Source organism: Rhodococcus sp. Z13, from assembly GCF_025837095.1.
Lineage (GTDB): Bacteria > Actinomycetota > Actinomycetes > Mycobacteriales > Mycobacteriaceae > Rhodococcus > Rhodococcus sacchari.
This window is the reverse complement of record NZ_CP107551.1, coordinates 941,597-965,175: the sequence shown is the minus strand read 5'-3', so window position 1 is coordinate 965,175 and position 23,579 is coordinate 941,597. Positions and strand designations below refer to the sequence as shown.

Sequence of the window (23,579 nt, the reverse complement as noted above, 5' to 3'; positions counted from 1 at the left end):
GCGCCGACATGACCTCTTCCCCCAAGGCCGTCTGGCGTGACCGCATTCTGACAGCCCGCCGCGGGCTGCCTGCGGCCAGGCGGCGGATCGAGGACACCGCCCTCGCCACCGTGGCCGCGACGCTCGCCCCCGCCGGCTCCGTCGTGTGCGCGTACGTACCGGTCGGTTCCGAACCCGGTTCCCTGGCCCTGCTCGACGTGCTGGTGGAGGCGGGGTGCACGGTGCTCGTGCCCGTCACCCGCGCCGGTGAGCCGTTGTCGTGGGCCCCCTATCTCGGAGAGGATTCGCTGGTCGCGGCGGATTTCGGTCTCCGTGAGCCGGGCGGGGAGATCCTGCCGCCCGAGGCCGTCGCGCGGGCCCACACGGTGCTCGTCCCGGCTCTCGCGGTGGACGTGCGGGGCGTGCGCCTGGGACGCGGCGCGGGTTTCTACGACCGCAGTCTGCACCTGGTCTCCCCCGACGCGGCGATCATCGCGGTGGTCCGGGACGACGAGCTGGTCGACGAACTTCCGGAGGATCCGCACGACGTCCGCATGGGCTGGGCCCTCACGCCGGGGAAAGGGCTGGTCCGCCTCGGTAGCGACGACCGTGCGGAACAACACACTTCCTAGCGCTGTTGGCACTGTCGACGGTAGAGTGCTAAGACTGCAGCCCCACGAACGCTGTGGTACGACGAACTGGCGGAGGATCAACCGGTGCCCACCTACTCATATGCCTGCACGGCCTGCGACAACAAGTTCGACATCGTGCAGTCCTTCAGCGACGATTCCCTCACCGAGTGCCCGCAGTGCCAGGGCAAGCTGCGCAAGCTGTTCAACTCCGTCGGCATCGTCTTCAAGGGCAGCGGTTTCTACCGCACCGACTCCCGCAACGGCAGCACCGCCAGCGAGTCGGCCTCGTCGAGCTCGAGCTCCTCGTCGAGCGACAGCAGCTCGTCCACCGCGGCCGCCGCAGCGAGCTGATCACCCGGTAATCCACAGGCGGCGAGTTCATCCACAGAACGCCGCCGGAGAACGCTTCACGAGGCCGACGGGCCGTTCCGACCTCCTAGGTTCGGGACATGCCCGCCGGCCCGTTCTCGTTCACCCGTCGTGAGAGTTCCTCCGCGCACCGCACCGCGCGGCAGCCGGTGCGGTCCGGTGCACTGCAACCGACACTGCCCGATCGGCTCGCCGAACTGCTCCGCCCCGGCCGCACCCGCATCCTCCGGGCCCGCCGGATCGCCGCGGGGGTGCTCACCGCCCTCGCCGTGCTCCTCGCACTGCGCAGCGACCCGGACGGCGATCGTGCGCCCGCCCTCGTCGCCACCCGCGATCTCCCGCCCGGCCACGTCCTGACCGCCGACGACGTCACGGTGGTCGACCGCGACGCCTCGACCCTCGCCTCGGGAACCCTGACCGAGGCCGACGAGGCCCTCGGGCACATCCTCGCCGGCCCGGTCCCCGCCGGGGAGGCCCTCGTGGACCTGCGGATCCTCGGGCCGCGCCTGGCCGCTGCGGCGACCGGCACCCCCGAGGCGCGTGTGGTGCCCATCCGTCTCGCCGACGCCGGAGTCGGCGAACTCCTCCGCGAAGGCGACCGGGTCGACGTCCTCACCGTGGCCGACGGCGCCGAGGACGCACTGCCGGGCGCGCACGTCCTGGCGCGCGGGGCGATCGTCGTGCTGGCGGAGGCGGCCGGCCCGGCGCGGGACCGCAGCGAACGGGTGGTGCTGGTCGCGCTGGAGGCCGAGCAGGCCACGGCGGTCGCGGCGGCATCCCTCGTCAGTGCTCTCACCGTCACCCTGCACTGACCACATCTGCCTGCATCTGCACCCGAGGGACTTCGTCCGTGCTCGAGGACACAGCCGCCACAGGGGCATCGCGATGCCCGGAATCGCCCCTGGAAACGGACCTACCGGTCTATCGTGTGGAAGTCCCTGCGACCCACCCGCACAGCGCGGCTCCGACGGACCGGCCGCGAGAAGGAGCACACCATGCTGAAGGGCTTCAAGGACTTCCTGCTCAGAGGCAACGTTCTCGACCTGGCCGTCGCCGTCGTGGTCGGCGCGGCGTTCACCGCGATCGTCACGGCCTTCACCGAGTACATCATCGAGCCGCTCATCAGCGCGGTCGGCGGCGACAACGAGATGGGCTGGGGCTTCCAGATCATCGGCGACAACCCCGCGACCTTCGTCAACATCGGCGCGGTGGTCTCGGCGATCATCAACTTCGTCATCATCGCCGCGGTGGTCTACTTCGTCCTCATCGTCCCGGCCAACGCCGCGAAGAAGAAGTTCGTCACCGAGCCCGAGGACAAGCAGGCCAGCGCCGAGGATCTGCTCATCCAGATCCGCGACATCCTCGAAGCACAGGCCACGCAGTCCGGCGCGGGTGGCGCGCACGCCAAGCCCGCTCCCCGCACCGAGTAACCGGCCCCCGCAGTACGCCCCCTCGGTACGACGGGGTCGCCGCTCGGCGAGTCGAGCGGCGGATCATCCACCGTGGTGGGGCGGCACCTGCCTGCGGAGCCACTCGTCGGCGCTCTCGCCCCGGGCGTCGTCCACTCCTCGTTCGTCCCGCGTGGTCTCCGGCAGTACGTCGCCGAAGATACGGGCGAGCCGCGCCCGATCGATCCGGGCCCGGCTCGCCTTCTGCGAGTCGCTCTTCTCGTCGTGCTCGCGAGAGCGACCGTTCGTCACTGCTTCTACTCCTCCACCCGCGACAGTTCCTCGATGACATGCGACGCCAGCGGAAGCAGCGTCGCCATCCCGTCGCGGATCGCGGGCCGCGACGACGCGAGATTGGCCACCAACGTCGACCCCGACACCCCGACCAGTCCGCGCGACAAGCCGGCGTCGAGCGCACCCGAGGCCAGGCCGGACGCGCGCAACGCCTCGGCGATACCGCGGATCTCGTGGTCGAGCACGTTCTCGGTCGCGTCGGGGGTCACGTCGCGCGGGGTCACTCCGGTGCCACCCACGGACACCACCAGGTCCACGCCACCGATCACCGCGGTGTTCAGCGCATTCCGGATCTCGACCTCGTCGGCGGCGACGGTGACGACACCGTCGACGGCGAAACCACCCTCGACGAGAAGCTCGGTGACGAGAGGTCCCGCCGAGTCCTCGCTGTCGCCGTGGGAGACACGATCGTCGACGATCACGACCAGTGCGCGACCGATCCTGGGGGCTTCGAGTTCCATGAGGTCCACGGTAGTTCGAGCCCCGGACGAACGCGGCTCTTGTACCGGATTGCGAACTATGTCCATGTCGGTTCCTATCGGCCGGCGGAGTCCGCGGCGGTTTCGACGTCGACCGTGGTCTCGGTGCCGTCGGGAGTGCGGTAGGTGATCTTCACGCTCTCCCCCGGTGCCTTCGACCGGATCGCAGCGATGAGCGAGTCGCCGTCGGTGATCACCCGGTCGTCGACACGGACGATGACGGCGTCCTTGGGGATCCCCGCCCGGGCGGCCGGCCCGTCGGGCACGATCTCCACGACGCGCGCCCCGTAGACGTTGTCCTGCGAGGGGACCTGCACGCCGATGATCGCGTGGGTGGCCTTACCGGTGTCGATCAGCTCCTGCGCGACCCGCCGGGCCTGCTCGACGGGGATGGCGAAGCCGAGACCGATGGATCCCGACTGCCCGCCCGCGGTCGCGATGGCGGTGTTGATGCCGACGAGGCGGCCCTCCATGTCGACGAGCGCACCCCCCGAGTTGCCCGGGTTGATCGCGGCGTCGGTCTGGATGGCGTCGATCACCGACGCCTGGCTGGCCATGTCGCCGCTGGTGGAGACGGGTCGGTTGAGCGCCGAGACGATGCCCGCAGTGACCGTGCTCTGCAGGCCGAGCGGTGAACCGACCGCCACCACGGCCTGACCGACGTCGAGGTTCGCGGCGCTGCCGAGCTCGATGGGCGTCAGGTCGTTGCGTCCCTCGGTGCGGATCACCGCGACGTCCGAGACGGCGTCGGCACCGACGACCGTCGCGGGGGCGGTGGACCCGTCGGAGAAGTAGACGGTGAGCCGCGCACCCGGCCCGGCGCCCGAGACGACGTGGTTGTTGGTGAGGATCAGTCCGTCGGAGGACAGGATCACACCCGATCCCTCGCCTGCACCGGTCCGGCCCAGGACCTCGATGCGCACGACGCTCGGAACCACCCTGTCGGCGACGGCCTGCACGCTGCCCTCGGGCGCGTTCGAGACCGTCGTGGTCTGCGGGGTGGGGGCGTCCAGGGCATTGACCACCGCGCCGTCCGACGAGTCGCGCACCGACCAGGCGCCCACCGCACCACCGATACCGCCGCTGACCAGTGCGAGCGCGACGGCTCCGATCACCAGCGCGGAACGACCCGGCATCCGCGGGGACTGCGCCGGCTGGGGTGCCTGGCCGGGCTGGGGTGCCTGCGGCGGCACCTGATAGGGCTGGGTCGGCTGCGGCGTCGTGTGGGCGTACGGGTTGTACCCCCCGGCACCGTAGGGACCGGGCTGGGGCTGCTGCGGCACGCCGGCACCGCGGGTCGGATCATCGGTCATTCGTCACTTCCCATCTTCGTCGGCCGGGGACACCGCACCGGCTCGACGGCGGCAGGTGCCCGAATCGCTCGAGGGCGTCTCCCGGACGCCCGTCCTGTCTCCAGGATGGCCCCGCAGTCTGAGAGCCGGCTCAGAAGCAACCTCGAGTTCCCTGTCGAAAATGTGTCGTTCATCCGTGTTCCCGGGACGGTTCGTCCTCGAGATGGGAGGCGCCCGGCAGCACGATGCGGATCAGGGCACCGCCGCGTTCGGAACGGTCGACGGCGATGGTGCCGCCGTGCTTCATGACGATCTGCCGCACGATGGCCAGACCCAACCCGGAGCCGGGCATCGACCGGGCTGTCGTCGCGCGGTAGAACCGCTCGAACACGAGCTCGCGTTCCTCCTCGGGGATACCCGGGCCGGCGTCGTCGACGGTCAGTTCCATCAGGCCGGTGCCGAGCTGCCGCATCCGCACCAGCACGTCCTCCCCCGCCGGGCTCCACTTCGCGGCGTTGTCGAGCACGTTGACCACCGCGCGGGTGAGCCCGGCGTGGTCACCGAAGACGAACCACGGCTCGGTGGTCACCCGGAACTCGACGTCGGTGCGGCGGCGTCGCGCGCGTTCGAGGCTGCGGTCGACCACCTCGGCGACGTCGACCACCTCGAACACCGTCTCCGGCGCGTCCTCCCGGGCGAGGTCGACGAGGTCGCCGACCAGCGTCGACAGTTCCTCGATCTGGGCCATGACGTCCTCGCGGAGTTCGGCCATGTCCTCGTCGGGCAGGCTCGGCGCGCCCGGCCGGCTCGCGGCGATGAGCAACTCCATGTTGGTGCGCAGCGAGGTCAGCGGGGTCTTGAGTTCGTGGCCGGCATCGGCGACCAGACGGCTCTGCCGCTCCCGCGACTCGGCGAGCGCCCGCAGCATCATGTTGAAGCTCTCGGTGAGGCGGGCGAGCTCGTCGTGGCCGGTCACGCGGATGGGCCGCAGGTCGTCGGTGCGGGCGACGCGTTCCGCCGCGGCGGTGAGCCGGGCGACCGGTCGCAGGCCGGTGCGGCCGACCGTGGCGCCGACCGCCGCGGCGAGCACCACCCCGCATCCGCCGACGACGAACAGCACGCTCGCGAGCCGGTTGAGGATCTCCGCTGTGGGCCGCAGCCGCTGGGCGATGACGACGGTGCTGCCGTCGGGCATGCGCTGCGCGAGCACCCGCTGCTGCGCGACGGTGCGCAGCGACGAGTCGCGTTCGCCCTCCGCCACGGCGAGTTCGGGTTCGCCGATCGGCACCGACGAGCCGGGCGGCACGTAGCGCCGGAGATCGGAGTAGATCAGCGCGACGCTGATGTCGGAGCTGTAGAGCTGCGCCCCACCGATGTAGCGGGGGTCGTAGGTGATGAGCGTGCTCGACTCGACGAGCGCGGACGCCCGGGCCCGCAGCTGCGTGTCGACGTCGGCGTACAGTGCCCGCGACACCACGGCGTAGGCGGCGATGGAGGTGACCGCGACGGCGAGGGCCACCGCGCCCGCCGCCAGCAGGGTGACGCGGGTGCGCAAGGGAACCGAACGGGTCAACAGGAGAGGAGGCCGCATCGGGGAACTCACGGCGGCGTCTCGCGCAGCACGTACCCGACCCCGCGCACGGTGTGGATCAGGCGCGGCTCCCCGCCCGCCTCGGTCTTGCGCCGCAGATACCCGATGTACACCTCGAGTGCGTTGCCCGAGGTCGGGAAGTCGTAGCCCCACACTTCCTCGAGGATGCGGCTGCGTGAGAGCACCCGGCGCGGATTCGCCATGAGCATCTCCATGAGCGAGAACTCCGTGCGGGTGAGGCTGATGTCCCGGTCGCCCCGCTTCACCTCGCGGGTCGCCGGATTGAGGCTCAGATCCTCGAACCGCAGTACCTCGTCGGCGGATGCATCCGGATCGGGCGCGGCCCGCCGCAACAGCGCCCGCAGACGGGCGAGCAGTTCCTCCAGTGCGAACGGCTTGGGCAGGTAGTCGTCGGCTCCCGCATCCAGACCGGCGACCCGCTCGGAGACGGAGTCGCGCGCGGTCAGGACGAGGATCGGCAGGTCGTCGCCGGTGCTGCGCAGCCGCCGGCACACCTCGAGGCCGTCGACGCGCGGCATCATGACGTCGAGCACCATGGCGTCGGGCCGTGACGCCGCAACCTGTTCGAGAGCGTCCTGTCCGTCGGTCGCGAGGTCGACGCTGTATCCGTTGAAGCTGAGTGACCGGCGTAGCGACTCCCGCACTGCCCGGTCGTCGTCGACCACCAGAATGCGCATGATCACCATTGTGGACCGTCCCCATGAGAACGTCCTGAGAGCGGGAGTGTGATGTCGTCCTGGCGGAACGGACCCCTCGGTGTCTCCGTTACCATGGACCGATACGGGACGTAGTCGAACGGTGAGCTCGCCCGGCGAGGGAAGCCCCGGCGTCCGCTGGTAGAGCTGGTGAGGAGCGAGATATGGCAAACAAGCGAGGAACGTCGAAGAAGTCGCGTGCCGTCGAGGGCCGCAAGCCCAAGAAGAACCCGCTCTTCGCGGCGAAGATCGACCACGTCGACTACAAGGACGTGAACCTCCTCCGTACCTTCATCTCGGACCGCGGCAAGATCCGCAGCCGTCGCGTCACGGGCCTGACCCCGCAGCAGCAGCGTCAGGTCGCCACTGCGGTGAAGAACGCCCGCGAGATGGCTCTGCTCCCCTACGTCAGCAGCAAGTAGGACGAAGCGTCACGAAGCCGCCCCGCCTGCATCGGCCGGGGCGGCTTCGTCGTGTGTACGTCTGCCGAGACCGACGTTGTTCGCGGGAATCCGCAGGAGAATCGAGAACAACACCGGTCTCGGCTCTTCGTCCGGTCCGGTGCCGGGTGGATATCGCGGGATCCTTAGACTGAGCAACCGTGTCGGGCGTGGTCGCGGGTTTCACTGTCATCTTCGTGATCATCGCGATCGGCTTCATGCTCGGGCGCCTCGGCACCCTCGGACTCGAAGCGCAGACCGTGCTCAGCCGGCTCGTCTTCTTCGTCGCCACCCCCGCGCTGCTGTTCGACGTGCTCGCGTCGTCCGACCTGTCGGTGATCTTCTCCGCGAACCTCTACATCGCCGCAGCGACGGCGTTCGCGGTGGCGATCCTGTACTTCGTCGTCGCGAGGATCTGGCTGCGCCGCGCGGTTCCCGAACTGACCATCGGGGCGCTGTGCGCGGGCTACGTGAACTCCGCGAACCTCGGCATCCCGATCGCGGTGTTCGTGCTCGGCGACGCGTCCATCGTCGCTCCGCTGCTGTTGTTCCAGATCGTCGTGCTCTCACCCATCGCGCTGACGATGCTCGACCTGTCGACGATGCGGGCGGGGGCGTCACGGCTCGACACCCTGCTCGCGCCGTTCAAGAACCCAATCGTCGTGGCGGCCGCGGCCGGTCTGGCGATCGCGATCAGCGGATGGACCCCGCCCGAGGCGGTCATGGAACCGTTCAGCCTGCTCGGTGGGGCCTCGGTGCCCGGAGCGCTGCTCGCGTTCGGATTGTCGCTGCAGGGTGTGCGGGTGCTGGAGAAAGGCACGAGCCCGCGCCGCGACATCGCGCTCGCGTCGGTGCTGAAGATCCTCGTGCAGCCGGTGCTCGCCTACCTGATGGGCCGGTTCCTGTTCGGCCTCGAGGACCACGCGTTGTTCGCCGTGGTCGTGGTCGCCGCGCTGCCCACCGCGCAGAACGTGTTCGTCTACGCCAGCGCGTACGGGCGGGGCATGGTGCTCGCCCGCGATTCCGCGCTGGTCACCACCCTCGCGTCGATCCCGGCGATCGGTGTGATCGCCGGATTGCTCGCCTGACTCTCCTCCCGTGCCCCTACGGTGGGGGCATGCGTGCGCTCGTCCTCGCCCTGTGCAGCCTGGTGACCGTGTCCTGCGGGTCGAGCGGACCCGACGTCCTGGCGGTTCCCGAGCGTCCCGTGCCGGAGGGTGCGACGGTGTTCGAGCCGCGACCGGACGTCGTCGAACCCCATCCGCTTCCCGTCGACTCGTGGTCGCAGGTCGCCGACGACCGGATCGCGCTGCACTTCGAGACGGGCACCCCCGAGTGCTTCGGGGTGGACGCGACCGTCACCGAGACCGACGAACTGGTGGAGGTGACGCTCGTCGGCGGGACCCTGCCGGAGGCACAGGACCGGATGTGCATCATGATCGCCGTCACCGGGATCCTCGAGGTGCCGCTCCGTGCGCCGGTCGGTGACCGCGCCGTGACTACTGTGTAGCCATGCGAACGATCGTCCTCACTGCCGCCACGGCGTGACGGCCCGCGCCCCGCGGCACTGGCTGCTCTACCTGAGCGTGTCCACTGCCCTGCTGCACGCCGCCTTCCAGTCGATCCGTGTCCTGGTGTCCTACCGGACCCTCGCCCTCGGCGGCGACGCGACGACGATCGGCATCATCACCGCCCTCTACGCGCTGGTGCCCCTCCTCGCCGCGGTGTGGCTCGGACGCACCGTCGACCGCGGGCACGCCACCCTCGTGCTGCGGCTCGGCATCGCGGTCACCGCCCTCGGCGGCGCGCTGATCGCGTTCAGTTCGGGCCTGGTCGTGCTGGCCCTGGGCAACGTCGTCCTCGGTCTCGGCCAGTTGCTGGCGACGGTGTCGGGGCAGGCGTTCGTGTCGATCCTGTCGCGTCCCGGCGAACTCGACCGCGGCTTCGCAGGCATGACGCTCGGCGTGTCGATCGGCCAGGCCCTCGGCGTTCCGGTGGCGGGTCTCATCGCCCATACCGGTTCGGACGGCGGCCCCGTGGAGACGACGGGTGCCCTGCTCACCATGACCGTCGCCGCGGCACTGGCGCTGCCTTTGATCCTCGGGCTGCGACAGGAACCGGGTTCGGGACGGCAGGCCGGCGACAAGGCACCCCAATCGGTGCGGTCCATGCTCGGCATGCGCGGTATGAAACCCGCCTTGCTGTCGAGCATGGTGGTGCTCGCGTCGCTGGACCTGGTCGTCGCCTACCTGCCGTTGCTGGGTGAGGAATTCGGTTTCAGCGTGCTGCTGGTGACGGTGCTGCTCACCGCCCGCACCGTCGCGTCGATCGTCTCCCGCGCATTGCTGCCCTGGGCGTTGCACCGTCTGCCCCGCAAGTGGGTGCTGTTCGCCGCGACCGCCGGCACCGTCGTTCCGATCGCCCTCGTGCCGCTGGTGCCGAATCCGTGGTTCATCGGTGCGATGCTCGCGGTGTGCGGGGTGTTCTGGGGCGCCGGCCAGCCGCTGACGATGACCTGGGTGGTGGAGCTGGTGGCGCCCTCGGACCGGGCGTCGGCACTCGCGGTGCGGCTCACCGGCAACCGGCTCGCCCAGGTCGCGGTGCCCCTGGGTGCCGGTGCCGTCGCGGGCACCACGGGTGTCGCGTCGCTGTTCTGGGTCACCGCGGCGATGCTGAGCAGCGCGGCGTGGTCGACCTGGCGGGCCTTCCCGTCCGTCCGATCCGCCTAGCGGCGCCGCACCCGCATGTAGTCGCCGACCACCGCCGCCCCGAGACCGTCGAGATCCGGTGCGACGACCCGTCCGCCCGCGCGCCGGGCCAGCGCGTCCACGACCCGCGCGAGTCCGGGGTCGTTGCCGAGCCGGAAGATGGTCACCTGCGCACCGAGGTTCGTGATGTGGTCGAGTTCCCGCACGGTCAGCCCCAGCGTGCGTGAGCTCGGCGGGTAGTCGAAGACCGCGTAGCCGTCGGCCTCGAGGTGCGCGGTGGGTTCGCCGTCGGTGACGACGAAGACCACCGGCTGCGCGTTGGGATGCCGCCGAAGATGCCGGCCCGCGAGCATCAGGGCGTGGTGCAGGTTGGTCCCCTGCTCGTACACTCCGTCGAGCCCGGCGAGTTCGGGGGCGGTGACCACCCGGGCGTGCCGGCCGAACGCGATGAGCTGCAGCGCGTCCCCGCGGAAACGGGTGGACACCAGGTGGTTCAGGGCCAGCGCGGTGCGTTTCATCGGCACCCAGCGACCGTCCATGACCATCGAGAACGACGTGTCGACGAGCAGCGCGACCGCCGCCTGGGTCCGGTGCTCGGTCTCGACCACCTCGACGTCCTGCACCGACATCCGCACGGGCAGGCCGGGACTGCGCAGTGTCGCGTTGGTGAGGGTGCGCACGACGTCCCACGGTTCGGTGTCGCCGAACTCCCATGCCTTCGACGCGCCGGTCGGCTCCCCCAGCATCCCCGCCCGCCGCGACTCGCGTTGCCCGGTGCGTGCGGAGATGCTGTTCATGACGTCGCGCAGCGCGGTCTCACCGAGCCGGCGCATCGCCTTGGGCGACAGACGCCACTGTCCGTCGGCACCCCGGTCGAAGAAGCCCTGCCGCTGCAGTTCCTTCTCCAGTTCGGCGAGGGTGCGGGCGTCCGCCGCGGCCTCGGGACCGAGATGCCTGGCGAGCAGGTCGAGGTCGATGTCGTCGAGCGCCGCCCCCGCGTACTGCTGCGACAGCTGTTCGGCGAGCTGGTCGAGTTCCGAGATCTCCTGCAGCGCCGTGGTGGCCTCGCCGAGACCCATACCCTGTTCGCCACGGACGTGTTCGGAGCCGTTCCAGTCCTCCCCCGGCCGGGCAGCGCGCAGGTGCCCGTCGAGCCGGTCGAGCTGGTTCATCAGGTCCGGGGAACCGAACGCCTGCTGGGCCAGCGCGTCGAGTTCGTCGCGTTGCTCCGGGGTGAGCGAGTTGCGCAGCCGTTGTGCGGCGGCGGCGCGGCGGGCCAGGGAGTCGAGCAGTTCCTCGACATTCTGCGGGTTCTCCGGGAAGAACTCGCCGTGCTCGGCCATGAACTGCTCGAAGTCCTCCTCGGTGTCCTCACCGCGGGCGTGCTTGTCGAGCAGGTCGTTGAGGTCGTTCAGCATCTCCGAGATGCGTTGCCGATCCTCGTCGGTGGCGTTCTCGAGGGCCTGTTTCATCCCGGAGAAACGCTGGTCGAGCATCTCACGGCCGAGCAGGTCGCGGATCTTCTCGTAGTCCTCCCGGGCCTGGGAGCTGCGCCAGTCGTAATCGGCGAGTTCCAGGACGGCCCGGGCCGTCGAGGGCGGCAGTTCCGCGATGCGCATCTCCGCGAACCGCGCGTCGTCGTCGAGGGCCCGCGCCAGTTCCTTGCGTTCCTCGAGTACCGCCCGGTCGAGCAGCTCGCGGACCTCGCGGAGGGTGCCGTCGAGGTTGGTGCGGTTCAGCAGCTCCCGGCGCCGCCGGTTGGCCTGGGCGGCGAGCTTGTCGAGGCCGCGCATGCCGTCGTAGCCGCGTCGCAGCAACTCCTGCAGGGCACGGTGCGGCGACGTCCCGGCCATGACGTCGTCGCCGATCGCCGCGAGCGCGTCGCGCAGGTCCACCGGCGGGGCGAGCGGATCACCCCCGGTGTACGGGCCGTAACGGGCCGACCTGCTCATCAGGAGTACACCGCCGAACCGTCCGCGTCGGTCTCCTTGGCGATCCGCCGCGCGAGGTACAGGCCCTCGAGCGCGAGTTCTACGGCCGCGGCGCGGGTTCCGGTGTCGGTGGCGCCGAGGCGATCGGCGACGGCGTCGAGCACCGGCAGTTCGGGCAGCTCGTCGAGCAGCACCTTGGCGGTGACGCGCTCGCCGGTGATCACCGGATCGCCCTGTTCGACGGCGGCAACGAGCGGGGCGAGGTCGATGCCCGCGAGCCGCGACCGTGCCGTCTCCGCGGTGGCGCGCCGCAGGAGATGGTCGAGGATCTCGAATTCCCTTCCCTCCTCGCCGGATTCGAACTCGACCTTGCCACGCAACACCTCCACGACGATGCCGAGGTCGACGGGCCGGGCGACCGGATCGTCCTCGCCGAGGATCGCGCCGCGGTGCATCGCCGACGCCGCGACGGTCTCCGCACCGGCGACCGCGAACCGCGCCGAGACACCGGATCTCTGGTCGACGGAGGTGGATTCGCGCAGCAACCGGGTGAAACGGGCGAGGATCTCGAGCAGATAGTCGGGGACGCGGGCGTGGAGCGTGGCCTCCTGCTCGATGACGGCGACCTCGTCCTCGAGGCGCGGCGGGTAGTGGGTGCGGATCTCCGCCCCGAAGCGGTCCTTGAGCGGGGTGATGATCCGGCCGCGGTTGGTGTAGTCCTCGGGGTTCGCGCTCGCGACGAGCAACACGTCCAGCGGCAGGCGCAGGGTGTAGCCGCGCACCTGGATGTCGCGTTCCTCCATGACGTTGAGCAGCGCCACCTGGATGCGTTCGGCGAGATCGGGCAGCTCGTTGACCGCGACGATGCCGCGGTGCGCGCGGGGCACCAGACCGAAGTGGATGGTCTCGGGGTCGCCGAGGCTGCGGCCCTCGGCGACCTTCACCGGGTCGACGTCGCCGACGAGGTCGGCCACGGAGGTGTCGGGGGTCGCGAGCTTCTCGGCGTACCGCTCGCTGCGGTGCCGCCACGCGACCGGCAGGTCGTCGCCGAGTTCGGCGGCGCGGCGGATCGACGCCGGGGTGATCGGCTCGTAGGGATGCTCGCCGAGCTCGGAACCGGCGATGACCGGGGTCCACTCGTCGAGCAGCAACGGCAGGGTGCGCAGCAGGCGGGTCTTGCCCTGACCGCGTTCCCCGAGCAGCACCACGTCGTGACCGGCGATCAGCGCCCGTTCGAGCTGCGGGACGACGGTGTCCTCGAAACCGAGGATGCCGGGCCACGGATCGGCGCCGTCCCGCAGGGCGGCGAGCAGGTTGTGGCGGATCTCGTCCTTGACGGACCGGTACACGTGACCGGAGGCGCGGAGCTCTCCGAGAGTGGCGGGGCGCGGTGTGGGTGACGTCACCCCACCCAAGGTACGACCGAACCGGCATTTCGGCATCTCTCCGAACAGGAGTGTCGCCCGCCTACACTCGCCGCATGGACACGTGGATCCTGGCGGCCTTCCTCGGACTCGGCCTCGCCGCCGCGACCGGGCTGCGCACCTTCCTTCCGCTGCTGCTCCTCGCCGCCGCGGTCCACTTCGAGCTGTTCGGCATCGTCCTCAACGAGTCGATGCAGTGGCTGGGCTCCACCGGGGCGCTCGTCGCGCTCACGGTCGCCACGGTCGCCGAGCTCGTCGCCGACATGATCCCGCTGGTCGACAACGCCCTGTCGATGATCGGCACGGTCACCCGGCCGGTCGCCGGGGCCATCGCGGCGTGGGCGGCGTTCGCGAGCCTCGACCCGGCGATGGCCGCGCTGGCCGGGATCGTCATCGGCGCCCCGACCGCGCTGGCGGTGAGCACCGCGCAGACCGGCACGCGGATGGCGACCACCGCGGGCACCGCCGGTTTCGGCAACCCCGTGGTGTCGATCGTCGAGAGCGCCGTCTCGTTCGTCACCTCGCTGATCGCCCTGATCGTGCCGCTGCTCGTGCTGCCGCTGCTGGTGCTGTTCGGCTGGCTCGGATTCAAGGGGATGCGGCGGGTGCGACGCGCACGCGCGACGCGCGCGGCGTGAACCGCCTCGCTGCGGGACACCCCGGCGGCTTCTGATAGACACATGTGCATGTCGGACACCGAGATCAGTTTTTCCAGCGGCGACGTCACCCTGCACGGCAGTGTGCGGGTGCCCGTCTCCATGAGAGGACCGGTGCCCGGCGTGCTGCTGCTGGCCGGCAGCGGCCCCACCGATCGCAACGGCGACAGCGCCCTGCTGCCCGGTTCCATCGGCACCCTGCGGCACCTCACCGACGTGCTCGAGCGCAAGGGCTTCGCGAGCCTGCGCTACGACAAGCTCGGCAGCGGCACCACCGGTCTCGGTCCCTACGACGTCGAGGACGTCGCCGATCTCGGCTTCTCCACCTTCATCGACGCTGCCGCGGACGGTCTGGCCTTCCTCGGCTCCCAGCGCGGTGTCGACCCCGAACGTCTCTACGTCATCGGCCACAGCGAGGGCTCCCTCATCGCGCTCGCGCTGGCCCAGGACAACGACTCGATCGCCGGGCTCGGCCTGCTCGAGCCCCTCGCGGTGCGGCTGCTCGACCTGCTGACCGCGCAGATCGACGCTCAGCTCGACGCCGTCGTCGCCGCCGGGCAGCTGCCCCTGCAGATCGCCGACGAACTGCGCGTCGCGCTCACCGGTGCCGTGGAGTCGCTGCGCGCCGACGGCACCCTCTCCGACGACCTGCCCGAACCGCTGCGCAACGCCGGTCTCGTCCCGGCCAACGCCAAGGCCCTCGCCGAGGAGGACTCGCTCGATCCGCGGATGCTCGCGGCGCAGATCGCCGGCGACCTGCCGGTGCTGACGAGCGTGTCGTCCAAGGACATCCAGGTGCGGATCGAGGACGTCGACGCCCTCGACGCGGCGCTCGTGCACACCCGGCTCACGTCGCTGCGGATGACGCGGACCAACCACGTGCTCAAGGACATCGGCGACCAGCAGTCCACCGGCGCCGACTACGTCGCCGATCTGCCCTATTCGGAGGAGTTCACGTCCGGTTTCGAGGCCTGGCTCGACAGCCTGAAGGCCTGATCTCCGCCCCTGCGCGAAACAACGAATGTCATTTTTGCGTTGTTCGTGTATGGTGATCCGTTAACCCGCTGGTTCACACGAGAAAGGTACGGTTCGATGCGATACAAGCACATGTACGTATCCGGTTGCTCCGTACCGTTTTCGCACCTCTTCTTCCACTTCGCGGCGGAGCGGTCCCGAGAATAGAAGTCACACGACGACTCGTTCTCGGGCACTCGGGGCACATTCGCCCCGGGTGCCCTTTCCTTTATCCGATCGCCTGCCGCACACCCCATCACCATCACCGACAGGAGAACACCATGAAACTGCGCATCGAATCCGGTGGCACCGTGCCCAAGGATCTGCCCGAGGACCTGACCGGTCACGCCATCACCATCGACCTGAGCCGGGTGAGCGGCACCGAGAGCGGTGCGGCGTCGGCCGACCTGATCCGCGAGCTGATCGACCGCGGTGCGGCCAAGCTGGTCATCTCGGAAGGCCGCGGCAAGCGTCCCCGCACCGAACACGGGAACGGCGCCCACGCACACGCCGCCTGAGCGGAGTGCACGCGGGCGCCGCCCACTCGTTCCTAGTGCGCGAAGTGCCGCGCGCCGGTCAGGTAGAGGGTGACGCCGGCTTCCCGGGCCGCCTCGATGACCTCGTTGTCGCGCACGGATCCACCCGGCTGCACGATCGCCTTCACACCGGCCTCGGTGAGTACCTGCAGGCCGTCCGCGAACGGGAAGAACGCGTCGGAGGCGGCCACCGAGCCGACCACGCGGTCCCCGGCGCGGGTGACGGCCAGACGCGCCGAGTCGACGCGGTTGACCTGGCCCATGCCGACACCGACGGTCGCGCCGCCGGAGGCCAGCAGGATCGCGTTGGACTTCACGGCACGGCAGGCACGCCACGCGAACTCGAGATCGCGCAGGGTGGCCTCGTCCGCGGCCTCACCGCACGCGAGCTGCCAGTTCGCCGGGTCGTCGCCCTCGGCGGTGAGCACGTCGCGCTCCTGCAGGAGCAGACCGCCGGAGACCTGACGGATCTCGAGCGGCGCCGAGGTCGGCGAGTCGGCCCGCAGGATGCGGATGTTCTTCTTGCGGGAGAGCACGTCGACGGCACCGTCGGCGTAGGCCGGGGCGATGATCACCTCGGTGAAGATCTCGGCGACCTGCTCGGCCATCTCGACGCTGACCTCGCGGTTGGCGGCGATGACGCCACCGAAGGCCGACACCGGGTCGCACTCGTGCGCGTTGCGGTGCGCGGTGGCGATGTCGTCGGCGATCGCGATGCCGCAGGGGTTGGCGTGCTTGATGATCGCGACGCACGGCTCGCTGTGGTCGTGCGCGGCGCGCCAGGCGGCGTCGGCGTCCTGGTAGTTGTTGTAGGACATCTCCTTGCCGTGCAACTGCTCGGCCTGCGCCAGGCCCGGCTCACCGGCCTCGTTCACGTACAGCGCGGCGGCCTGGTGCGGGTTCTCGCCGTAACGCAGCACGTTCGCGCGGGTCCAGGTCGCACCGGTCCACGCCGGGAACTGCGCGTCGTCCCCCTCGGTGGCGTAGCCGGAGTTCATCCAGCTCGCGACCGCCACGTCGTAGGCGGCGGTGTGCTGGAAGGCCTGCGCGGCCAGACGCTTGCGCTGCGCAAGGGTGAATCCACCGGCCTTCACCGACTCGAGCACGTCACCGTAGGCGGCGGGATCGACGACCACGGCCACCGACGGGTGGTTCTTCGCGGCGGCGCGCACCATCGACGGGCCACCGATGTCGATCTGCTCGACGCACTCGTCGGGGCTCGCACCCGAGGCGACGGTCTGCGTGAACGGGTACAGGTTGACGACGACCAGTTCGAAGGTCTCGATGCCGAGCTCGGCGATCTGGTCGAGGTGGTCCTGCTTGCGGGTGTCGGCGAGGATACCGGCGTGCACGCGCGGGTGCAGCGTCTTCACGCGGCCCTCGAGGCACTCGGGGAAGCCGGTCAGCTCCTCGACCTTGGTCACCGGCACACCGGCGTCGGCAATGGTCTTCGCGGTGGAACCGGTCGAGACCAGCTCGACGCCCGCCTCGTGCAGCCCGGTCGCGAGCTCCACCAGTCCGCTCTTGTCGTACACGCTGACCAGCGCGCGGCGAACAGTCCTACGTTCGGTCACCGGGGATCACGGCCTTTCGTCCATCGGATACAACTCCACGGGTGACGACGGCGGCGACCACCTCGGTCAGTAACCGTCGCTCGACAACCTTGATGCGCTCGTGCAGGGTGGCCTCGTCGTCGTGCTCGAGGACGGGAACGGCTTCCTGCGCGAGAATCGGGCCCGTGTCGACTCCGCCGTCGACGAGGTGCACCGTCGATCCGGTGACCTTGACGCCGTAGGCGAGAGCGTCGGGGACGGCGTGCGCGCCCGGGAAGGACGGCAGCAACGCCGGATGCGTGTTGATGATCCGGCCCCCGAAACGTTCGAGGAAGGCCGAACCGAGGATCTTCATGAACCCGGCGGTCACGACGATGTCGGGTTCGTGCTCGGCGACCGCGTCGGTGAGGGCACAGTCCCAGGCGGACCGGTTCTCGAAGTCGCGCAGCCGCACACGGAAGGACGGGATACCGGCGTCGGCGGCATGGCCTTCGGCGGCGCATTCGCGGTCCACACCGACGGCGACGATCGTCGCGGGATAGTCGTCGGTGCGGGTGGCATCGATCAGCGAACGCAACAGGCTGCCGGTGCCCGAAGCGAGTACGACGAGCCGCGCCGGCGCGGTGGGCGGCAGCTGGTCACGCGAGGCAGTCAGGGTCCACTCCTGTGAGGTCGAGGTGGGTCGGTCGCTGAACCGACCGTAGGGAAGCCTAGTCGGCGCCCTTCCCGGCCTTGTCCGCGACCTCCATGTCGGTGTCCTTTCCCGCGTCGTCGGTGTCCTTTCCCGCGTCCTCCTCCGGTTCGTCGGTGGTGTCCTCGGATTCCGGGTCGTCGGCCGCGGCAGCCGTGTCCTCGCCCGGGTCCTCGGTGTCGTCCTCGGCGGAGTCCTCCTCCGAATCCTCCTCGGTGTCGTCGGCGTCCGGCGACGAATCGGCATCGACAGCTTCGGCATCGACAGCTTCGGCATCCGCGGAGGCGACTGCGGCGTCCGTCTCCCCGTCGTCCTCGGTGTCGTCCCGTGCCTCGCCCTCGGTGTCGTCCCGTGCCTCACTCTCGTCCGCGTCGGCCTTCGCGGCGTTCGCGGTGTTCGCGGTGTTCGCGGTGTTCGCGGTGTTCTCCCTGGGGGCCGCCGCCTCCTTCGCCGCGGCATCGGCGGCGGCCGCGACCCGCAGCGACCGGGCGGTCAGCCGGCCCTCACGCCACATCAGCAGCTGCGCGGTGACGACGCCGAGCAGACCCGCCCACGCGAAGACGAGCAGCCCCGACAACCACCAGTTCGCCCCGACGATCCCGAACACCCCGAGGGGACCACCGGCCGCCCAGACGACCACCGCGGTCACGACTCCCGCCCCGGCGGCCGCGACCAGCACGGTCCACGCCGCGTCGGTGCTGCCGACAGGGACACCCGCCGCCTGCGCCTGCAGGGTGCGGTCGGCGGCGAAACGGCCGAGCAGTGCGCCGACCGTCGCCGGCACGGCCAGCAGCACAGGCCAGAACGACGCGGCCGGACCCGACGGGATCGCCGCGAGCACCGGCAGCGCGGGCAGGTCTCCCCCCGTCGCCTCGAACAGGCTCAGGTGGACCTCGCCGAAGTCCACGGTGCTGCCCGCCAGGACGGCGGCGGCACCGACGACGACGTTGGGGAGGTACAGGATCGACAGGATCGTCAGGCCGAGCACCCCGGTCCAGTCGCCGCCGCGGGCGAGCAGATCACCGACGGTGCTCCACGACCACAGCATGCCGAGCACCACCACGACACCGCCAGCCGCGAACATGCCCGCGAGCACCCGCACGGCGGGCCGGAAGGCGAGCACGAACCAGTCCGGCAGCGCGTAGTGCCGCACCAACGGCCGCCACACGCGGGAGCCGATGCCGAGGACCGCCGCGAGCAGGTACAGCCCGGTCACCCAGGCCAGCGCGGCAGCGGGGTTCGGCGGCGACACCGGCAGCACCGCCGCGGCGTCCTGCATCACCACGAGCGCGACCGCCGTCACCGCGAGCGGCCCGACGAGCGTGGCGGCGGTGATCCGGGAGGCGTCCTGCCGGTCGAGCGGGCGGCCCTTGCTCTCGACGACGGCGTCCACCGCGCCGCCACAGCTGCGGGCGGCCAGCCACACGAGTACGGCGGTAGGCAGCAGCGGCAGCACCCCGAGGGACACCCCGTCGATCGTGAGGGTCACCTGGTGCAGCGCCAGCCAGGTACCGGCGATCGCGGCGTAGATGCCGGTGAGGTCGCTGCTGGCGACGACCATCGTCGTCACCACCACGGTCGCGACGACCGCGAGGGTCACCGCGGGAAGACGTGTCGCCGTCCCGATCAGGATCCGGAAGCGTTCCGGGTCGAGCTGGTCGTCGTCATCGTCGGTTGGAACATGCCGGGCGGACCGGCCGAGCGTCGAAGTCATCGATTCGAGGGTGTCACCGACCGGACGGTCGTGGGGTCAGGCGCGCCGTTCACCGCTGTTCGTCCGGGGCACGGAAGGCCCGGGTGGCGTCCGGGCCACCGTTCTCGGCGGGTTCGGTCCTCGCCGCGTCGGTCTCCTCCGTGTGCTGCGTCTCCGCGGGCTGCGTCTCCGTGGGCTGCGCCTCCGCGGACCGTGCCTCCGAAGGCTGCGCTCCCGTGTACTGCTGCGCTCCCGTGTACTGCTGGGCGCCGGAGTAGTACTCTCCCCCGCCGTACCGGCCGCTGCCGTACTGCCCGCTGCCCGGGTACTGCTGCTGGGCACCGCCGTACTGCTGGTACTGCTGCGCCCCCCGAAGGGGTACTGCTGACCGCCCGGATACTGCGGCTGGGGGTACTGCGGCTGGGGTCCGGTCTGTGGCGCGCCGTAGCCCTGCGGCTGCCCGAATCCGCCCTGCTGCTGGCCGAATGCCTGTTGGCCGAGTCCCTGCTGGCCGAACGACTGGGGTCCGTAACCCTGGCCCGGAGCGAAGCCGGGCGCTCCCCCGAACTGCGGCGAACCGGCGCCGCTGCGCTGACCGGACCGGCCGGACACGAGGATGCCGAGCCCGAACAGCAGTCCGACGAGGGCGAGGGCGAACTGCAGGAAACCGAGGACGAGGATCGTCACCCCACCCCACGCGATGCCGGTGTCCTCCGGCAGGTGGAACAGCTGGAACAGCGACGTCACGAAGCCGACCCCGGATGCCGCCACCGACACGGCCCGCAGGTCCTGCCCGGGCAGCAGCGACAGCGCTGCGCTCGCACCGCCGAAGAGCAGGAACGCCAGGGGCACCACAGCGAACCCGAAGTCGAAGGACGACAGGGCGACGTGGGAACCGAAGGTGATGTTCACGAACGGGGCCAGGCCGAGCACGAAGTTCAGGAAGCCGAGTACCGCCACGGCCAGGGGCAACAGCAACGGCACCATCCTGCTCTGGGCGGATGCACCTGCGGGAAATGTCATCGAGCCTCCTGCTGCGATCGGGTCCGCGGTCCGGCCGTGTCCGACCGCTGCGCTCCAGCCTATGCACCACCCGCGAGAATGGGGGCCATGCCGCACACTCTCGCTCCCGGTCCGGATGTCGTGGTCGAGACGGAGGTCAAGCACTCTCGATTCCGCGCTGCCCTCCGTCGTGTCGACACCGCCGAGGCCGCGCTGGCATTCGTGGACCGACAACGCAGACTGTATCCCGATGCGCGCCACCACTGCTGGGCATTCGTCGTCGGCGACGACATCACGGCGCGGGCGGAACGATCGAGCGACGACGGCGAGCCGGGCGGCACGGCAGGGGTGCCGATGCTGCAGGTGCTCCACCACCGCGACCTGGTGAACGTCGTTGCGGTGGTGACCCGCTGGTTCGGCGGCATCAAGCTGGGCGCGGGCGGGCTGGTGCGTGCGTACTCGGGGGCGGTCTCGGTGGCCCTCGACGGCGCGACGCTGGTGGAGCGCCGCAAGCAGGAGAAGTTCACGTTCACCGTCGGTCACGCGGATGCGGGCCGGGTGGAGTCGGAACTGCGGGGGCGGGGTGTCCCGGTGCTCGACGTCGCCTACACGAACTCCGTGGAGTTCACCGTCGCGAGCGGTGACCGCGGCGAACTCGCGGGCCTGGTGGCCTCGCTGACCTCCGGTGCCGGAGAACTGGAACCGGCGGGCGCCGACTGGATCGACGCCTGACCGGTCCCGAAACGCCGCGTGCGCGGTCCCGATGACGGAAGGTCGTCGGGACCGCGCACGGGCGGTGACGCTACTGCGTCAGAGCGACTTCAGGATCTCGCGAGCGAGGGCCGCGGTCTCGGACGGCGTCTTGCCGACCTTGACGCCGGCCGCCTCGAGGGCATCCTTCTTGGCCTGAGCGGTGCCCGAGGAGCCGGAGACGATGGCGCCGGCGTGGCCCATGGTCTTGCCCTCGGGAGCGGTGAAGCCCGCGACATAGCCGACGACCGGCTTGGTCACGTTGGCCTTGATGTAGTCGGCCGCGCGCTCCTCGGCGTCGCCGCCGATCTCACCGATCATGACGATGACCTTGGTCTCCGGGTCCTTTTCGAACGCCTCGATGGCGTCGATGTGGGTGGTGCCGATGACCGGGTCGCCGCCGATACCGATGGCGGTGGAGAAGCCGTACTCACGCAGCTCGTACATCATCTGGTAGGTCAGCGTGCCCGACTTGGAGACGAGACCGATCGGGCCCTTGCCGGCGATGTTCGCCGGGGTGATGCCGACGAGCGCCTCTTCCGGGGTGATGATGCCGGGGCAGTTGGGGCCGATGATGCGGGTCTTGTTGCCCTTCTGGACGTTGTAGGCCCAGGCGTAGGCGGTGTCCTGCACCGGGATGCCCTCGGTGATGACGACGAGCAGCGGGATCTCGGCGTCGATCGCCTCGACGATGGCGTCCTTGGAGAACGCCGGCGGCACGAAGGCGATGGAGACGTCCGCGCCGGTCTCCTTCATGGCCTCGGCGACGGAGCCGAAGACGGGGAGCTCGACCGGGTTGCCGTCCTTGTCGGTGTGCGAGACCGTGGTGCCGGCCTTGCGGGCGTTGACGCCGCCGACGACCTGAGTGCCGGCCTTCAGCATCAGCGCGGTGTGCTTGGTGCCCTCGCCGCCGGTGATGCCCTGGACGATGACCTTGGAATCCTTGGTAAGGAAGATTGCCATTGTTGTTGTGTCCTTTTACTTCGCTGCGGCGGCGAGCTCGGCAGCCTTGTCGGCAGCTTCGTCCATGGTGGCGACGAGCGTGACCAGCGGGTGGTTGGCCTCGGCGAGGATGCGGCGTCCCTCGTCGACGTTGTTGCCGTCGAGGCGGACGACGAGCGGCTTGTTGGCCTCGTCGCCGAGGATCTCGAGAGCCTTGACGATGCCGTTGGCGACGGCGTCGCAGGCGGTGATGCCACCGAAGACGTTGACGAACACGCTCTTGACCTGGGCGTCGTTCAGGATGACGTCGAGACCGGCAGCCATGACCGCAGCGGAGGCGCCGCCACCGATGTCGAGGAAGTTGGCGGGCTTGACGCCACCGTGCTTCTCACCCGCGTAGGCGACGACGTCGAGGGTCGACATGACCAGACCGGCGCCGTTACCGATGATGCCGACCTCGCCGTCGAGTTTGACGTAGTTGAGGTCGTTCTCCTTGGCCTTGAGCTCGAGCGGATCCGTGGCGTCCTTGTCCTCGAACTCGGCGTGGCCGGGCTGACGGAAGTCGGCGTTGGCATCCAGGGTGATCTTGCCGTCGAGGGCGAGGATCTGGTCGTCCGGGGTGCGGACGAGGGGGTTGACCTCCACGAGGAGAGCGTCTTCCTTGGTGAAGACCTCCCACAGCTTCTGGATGGTCACGGCCGCGGCGTCGAGAACCTCGGCGGGCAGATGGCCCTTCTCGGCGATCTCACGCGCGAACGCGAGGTCGACGCCCTTGACGGCGTCGACGGGAACCTTGGCGAGACGCTCCGGCTTGGTGGCGGCGACCTCTTCGATCTCCATGCCACCCTCGACCGAGCACATGGCCAGGTAGGTGCGGTTGGTGCGGTCGAGCAGGAAGGAGATGTAGTACTCCTCCGCGATCTCGCTCGCCTCGGCGACCAGCAGCTTCTTGACGATGTGACCCTTGATGTCGAGGCCGAGGATGTTCTCGGCGTGGGTCTGCGCGTCGTCTGCGGTGGCGGCGTACTTCACGCCACCGGCCTTGCCACGGCCACCGGTCTTGACCTGAGCCTTGACCATGACCGGCTTGCCGATTTCCTCCGCGATCTCGCGGGCACCGGCGACAGTGTCGGTAACACGGCCGGCCGACGTCGGCACGTCATGCTTGGCGAAGAGTTCCTTCGCCTGGTATTCGAAGAGATCCATCTGCTCACCGTCTCGTCTGCGTTCACGCCCGCTCCGGGGTATCGAGCGGGCCGTGTCGGACTCTAGTTTCTCGACCGGTCTACGAATCACGTGCGCCTCCCGCATGTGGCACAGCTCACGCGCGCGTAGGCCCGGGACGACTTCGTGGATCCCCTCCCGGCCCGAGGCGTGGAGAACGTGCCGCGACCGGGAGGAGCACCGGGTTCAGGATGACAGGTCGCCGCGGGGCGGAT

25 protein-coding genes are annotated in these 23,579 nt (G+C 70.1%); 12 read left to right on the top strand and 13 right to left on the bottom strand.

Annotated features, from left to right (window positions below):
• Positions 1-8 precede the first annotated feature (8 nt).
• From OED52_RS04550 to mscL, 4 genes are all read left to right on the top strand, one after another.
• Entirely contained in the window at positions 9-611 is a 603-nt protein-coding gene (locus OED52_RS04550) for a 5-formyltetrahydrofolate cyclo-ligase (RefSeq protein ID WP_264153498.1), read from the top strand.
• Between the two features lie 84 nt (positions 612-695).
• Positions 696-962 (top strand): FmdB family zinc ribbon protein, encoded by a 267-nt coding sequence (locus OED52_RS04545; RefSeq protein WP_264153497.1) that lies wholly within the window; start codon positions 696-698, stop codon positions 960-962.
• Between the two features lie 98 nt (positions 963-1,060).
• Positions 1,061-1,792: an SAF domain-containing protein gene (locus OED52_RS04540; protein ID WP_264153496.1), complete on the top strand. Its 732-nt coding sequence runs from the start codon at positions 1,061-1,063 to the stop codon at positions 1,790-1,792.
• A 183-nt stretch (positions 1,793-1,975) separates the two neighbouring features.
• Positions 1,976-2,410, top strand: a complete 435-nt coding sequence (gene mscL, locus OED52_RS04535; RefSeq protein WP_264153495.1) for a large-conductance mechanosensitive channel protein MscL — start codon at positions 1,976-1,978, stop codon at positions 2,408-2,410.
• A 63-nt stretch (positions 2,411-2,473) separates the two neighbouring features.
• On the opposite strand, the gene OED52_RS04530 is transcribed toward mscL, so the two are convergent.
• The 5 genes from OED52_RS04530 to OED52_RS04510 form a co-directional block, all read right to left on the bottom strand.
• Positions 2,474-2,680, bottom strand: coding sequence for a hypothetical protein (locus OED52_RS04530; protein WP_264153494.1), 207 nt, complete (start codon positions 2,678-2,680; stop codon positions 2,474-2,476).
• A gap of 5 nt (positions 2,681-2,685) precedes the next feature.
• On the bottom strand, positions 2,686-3,183 hold the full coding sequence (locus OED52_RS04525; RefSeq protein ID WP_264153493.1) for a MogA/MoaB family molybdenum cofactor biosynthesis protein: 498 nt from the start codon (positions 3,181-3,183) through the stop codon (positions 2,686-2,688).
• Between the two features lie 74 nt (positions 3,184-3,257).
• Positions 3,258-4,514: a trypsin-like peptidase domain-containing protein gene (locus tag OED52_RS04520; protein ID WP_264153492.1), complete on the bottom strand. Its 1,257-nt coding sequence runs from the start codon at positions 4,512-4,514 to the stop codon at positions 3,258-3,260.
• 169 nt (positions 4,515-4,683) lie between these two features.
• The gene (locus OED52_RS04515; RefSeq protein ID WP_264153491.1) at positions 4,684-6,084 is read right to left on the bottom strand and encodes a HAMP domain-containing sensor histidine kinase; all 1,401 of its coding nucleotides are present in this window, start codon (positions 6,082-6,084) and stop codon (positions 4,684-4,686) included.
• Positions 6,085-6,092: 8 nt separating this feature from the next.
• Positions 6,093-6,782, bottom strand: a complete 690-nt coding sequence (locus OED52_RS04510) for a response regulator transcription factor (protein WP_264153490.1) — start codon at positions 6,780-6,782, stop codon at positions 6,093-6,095.
• A gap of 182 nt (positions 6,783-6,964) precedes the next feature.
• Between OED52_RS04510 and rpsR the strand changes: the two genes are divergently transcribed.
• The 4 genes from rpsR to OED52_RS04490 all read left to right on the top strand — a co-directional run bounded on the left by rpsR (position 6,965) and on the right by OED52_RS04490 (position 9,969).
• Complete coding sequence (gene rpsR / locus OED52_RS04505) at positions 6,965-7,222, top strand: 30S ribosomal protein S18 (protein ID WP_264153489.1); 258 nt, start codon at positions 6,965-6,967, stop codon at positions 7,220-7,222.
• A 179-nt stretch (positions 7,223-7,401) separates the two neighbouring features.
• Positions 7,402-8,328, top strand: a complete 927-nt coding sequence (locus OED52_RS04500; RefSeq protein ID WP_264153488.1) for an AEC family transporter — start codon at positions 7,402-7,404, stop codon at positions 8,326-8,328.
• A gap of 29 nt (positions 8,329-8,357) precedes the next feature.
• Entirely contained in the window at positions 8,358-8,750 is a 393-nt protein-coding gene (locus OED52_RS04495) for a hypothetical protein (RefSeq protein WP_264153487.1), read from the top strand.
• 34 nt (positions 8,751-8,784) lie between these two features.
• Positions 8,785-9,969, top strand: a complete 1,185-nt coding sequence (locus tag OED52_RS04490) for an MFS transporter (RefSeq protein WP_264153486.1) — start codon at positions 8,785-8,787, stop codon at positions 9,967-9,969.
• Here OED52_RS04490 and OED52_RS04485 read toward each other — a convergent pair.
• Together OED52_RS04485 and OED52_RS04480 are read right to left on the bottom strand one after the other, a co-directional pair.
• Positions 9,966-11,900 (bottom strand): vWA domain-containing protein, encoded by a 1,935-nt coding sequence (locus OED52_RS04485; protein WP_264153485.1) that lies wholly within the window; start codon positions 11,898-11,900, stop codon positions 9,966-9,968. The two genes, OED52_RS04490 and OED52_RS04485, sit on opposite strands and share 4 nt — an antisense overlap.
• Positions 11,900-13,285: an ATP-binding protein gene (locus OED52_RS04480; protein ID WP_264153484.1), complete on the bottom strand. Its 1,386-nt coding sequence runs from the start codon at positions 13,283-13,285 to the stop codon at positions 11,900-11,902. Before OED52_RS04480 ends, OED52_RS04485 begins: the two co-directional genes overlap by 1 nt.
• 74 nt (positions 13,286-13,359) lie before the next feature.
• Here OED52_RS04480 and OED52_RS04475 point away from each other — a divergent pair, with 74 nt between their 5' ends.
• From OED52_RS04475 to OED52_RS04465, 3 genes are all read left to right on the top strand, one after another.
• On the top strand, positions 13,360-13,941 hold the full coding sequence (locus OED52_RS04475; RefSeq protein ID WP_264153483.1) for a DUF4126 domain-containing protein: 582 nt from the start codon (positions 13,360-13,362) through the stop codon (positions 13,939-13,941).
• A 48-nt stretch (positions 13,942-13,989) separates the two neighbouring features.
• Positions 13,990-14,955, top strand: coding sequence for an alpha/beta hydrolase (locus OED52_RS04470; protein WP_264153482.1), 966 nt, complete (start codon positions 13,990-13,992; stop codon positions 14,953-14,955).
• Positions 14,956-15,254: 299 nt separating this feature from the next.
• Positions 15,255-15,491 carry a DUF1186 family protein gene (locus tag OED52_RS04465; protein ID WP_264153481.1) on the top strand — a complete coding sequence of 79 codons (237 nt, stop codon included), beginning with the start codon at positions 15,255-15,257 and terminating at the stop codon, positions 15,489-15,491.
• Between the two features lie 32 nt (positions 15,492-15,523).
• Here the strand turns inward: OED52_RS04465 and purH are convergent, their stop codons facing one another.
• Genes purH through OED52_RS04445 form a run of 4 tightly spaced genes read right to left on the bottom strand, consistent with a single transcriptional unit; the run spans position 15,524 to position 20,469 of the window.
• Positions 15,524-17,083 carry a bifunctional phosphoribosylaminoimidazolecarboxamide formyltransferase/IMP cyclohydrolase gene (purH, locus tag OED52_RS04460; protein ID WP_264153480.1) on the bottom strand — a complete coding sequence of 520 codons (1,560 nt, stop codon included), beginning with the start codon at positions 17,081-17,083 and terminating at the stop codon, positions 15,524-15,526.
• Positions 17,070-17,717, bottom strand: coding sequence for a phosphoribosylglycinamide formyltransferase (gene purN / locus OED52_RS04455; RefSeq protein ID WP_264154577.1), 648 nt, complete (start codon positions 17,715-17,717; stop codon positions 17,070-17,072). Before purN ends, purH begins: the two co-directional genes overlap by 14 nt.
• Positions 17,718-17,772: 55 nt before the next feature.
• A complete protein-coding gene (locus OED52_RS04450; RefSeq protein ID WP_264153479.1) occupies positions 17,773-19,467 on the bottom strand; it encodes a cell division protein PerM in 1,695 nt (564 codons plus the stop codon).
• A 36-nt stretch (positions 19,468-19,503) separates the two neighbouring features.
• On the bottom strand, positions 19,504-20,469 hold the full coding sequence (locus OED52_RS04445; RefSeq protein WP_264153478.1) for a DUF5336 domain-containing protein: 966 nt from the start codon (positions 20,467-20,469) through the stop codon (positions 19,504-19,506).
• 87 nt (positions 20,470-20,556) lie between these two features.
• Here OED52_RS04445 and OED52_RS04440 point away from each other — a divergent pair, with 87 nt between their 5' ends.
• Complete coding sequence (locus OED52_RS04440) at positions 20,557-21,180, top strand: IMPACT family protein (RefSeq protein ID WP_264153477.1); 624 nt, start codon at positions 20,557-20,559, stop codon at positions 21,178-21,180.
• Positions 21,181-21,258: 78 nt separating this feature from the next.
• Here the strand turns inward: OED52_RS04440 and sucD are convergent, their stop codons facing one another.
• A complete protein-coding gene (gene sucD, locus OED52_RS04435) occupies positions 21,259-22,161 on the bottom strand; it encodes a succinate--CoA ligase subunit alpha (protein ID WP_264153476.1) in 903 nt (300 codons plus the stop codon).
• A 15-nt stretch (positions 22,162-22,176) separates the two neighbouring features.
• Positions 22,177-23,346 (bottom strand): ADP-forming succinate--CoA ligase subunit beta, encoded by a 1,170-nt coding sequence (sucC, locus tag OED52_RS04430; protein ID WP_264153475.1) that lies wholly within the window; start codon positions 23,344-23,346, stop codon positions 22,177-22,179.
• Between the last annotated feature and the right edge of the window lie 233 nt (positions 23,347-23,579).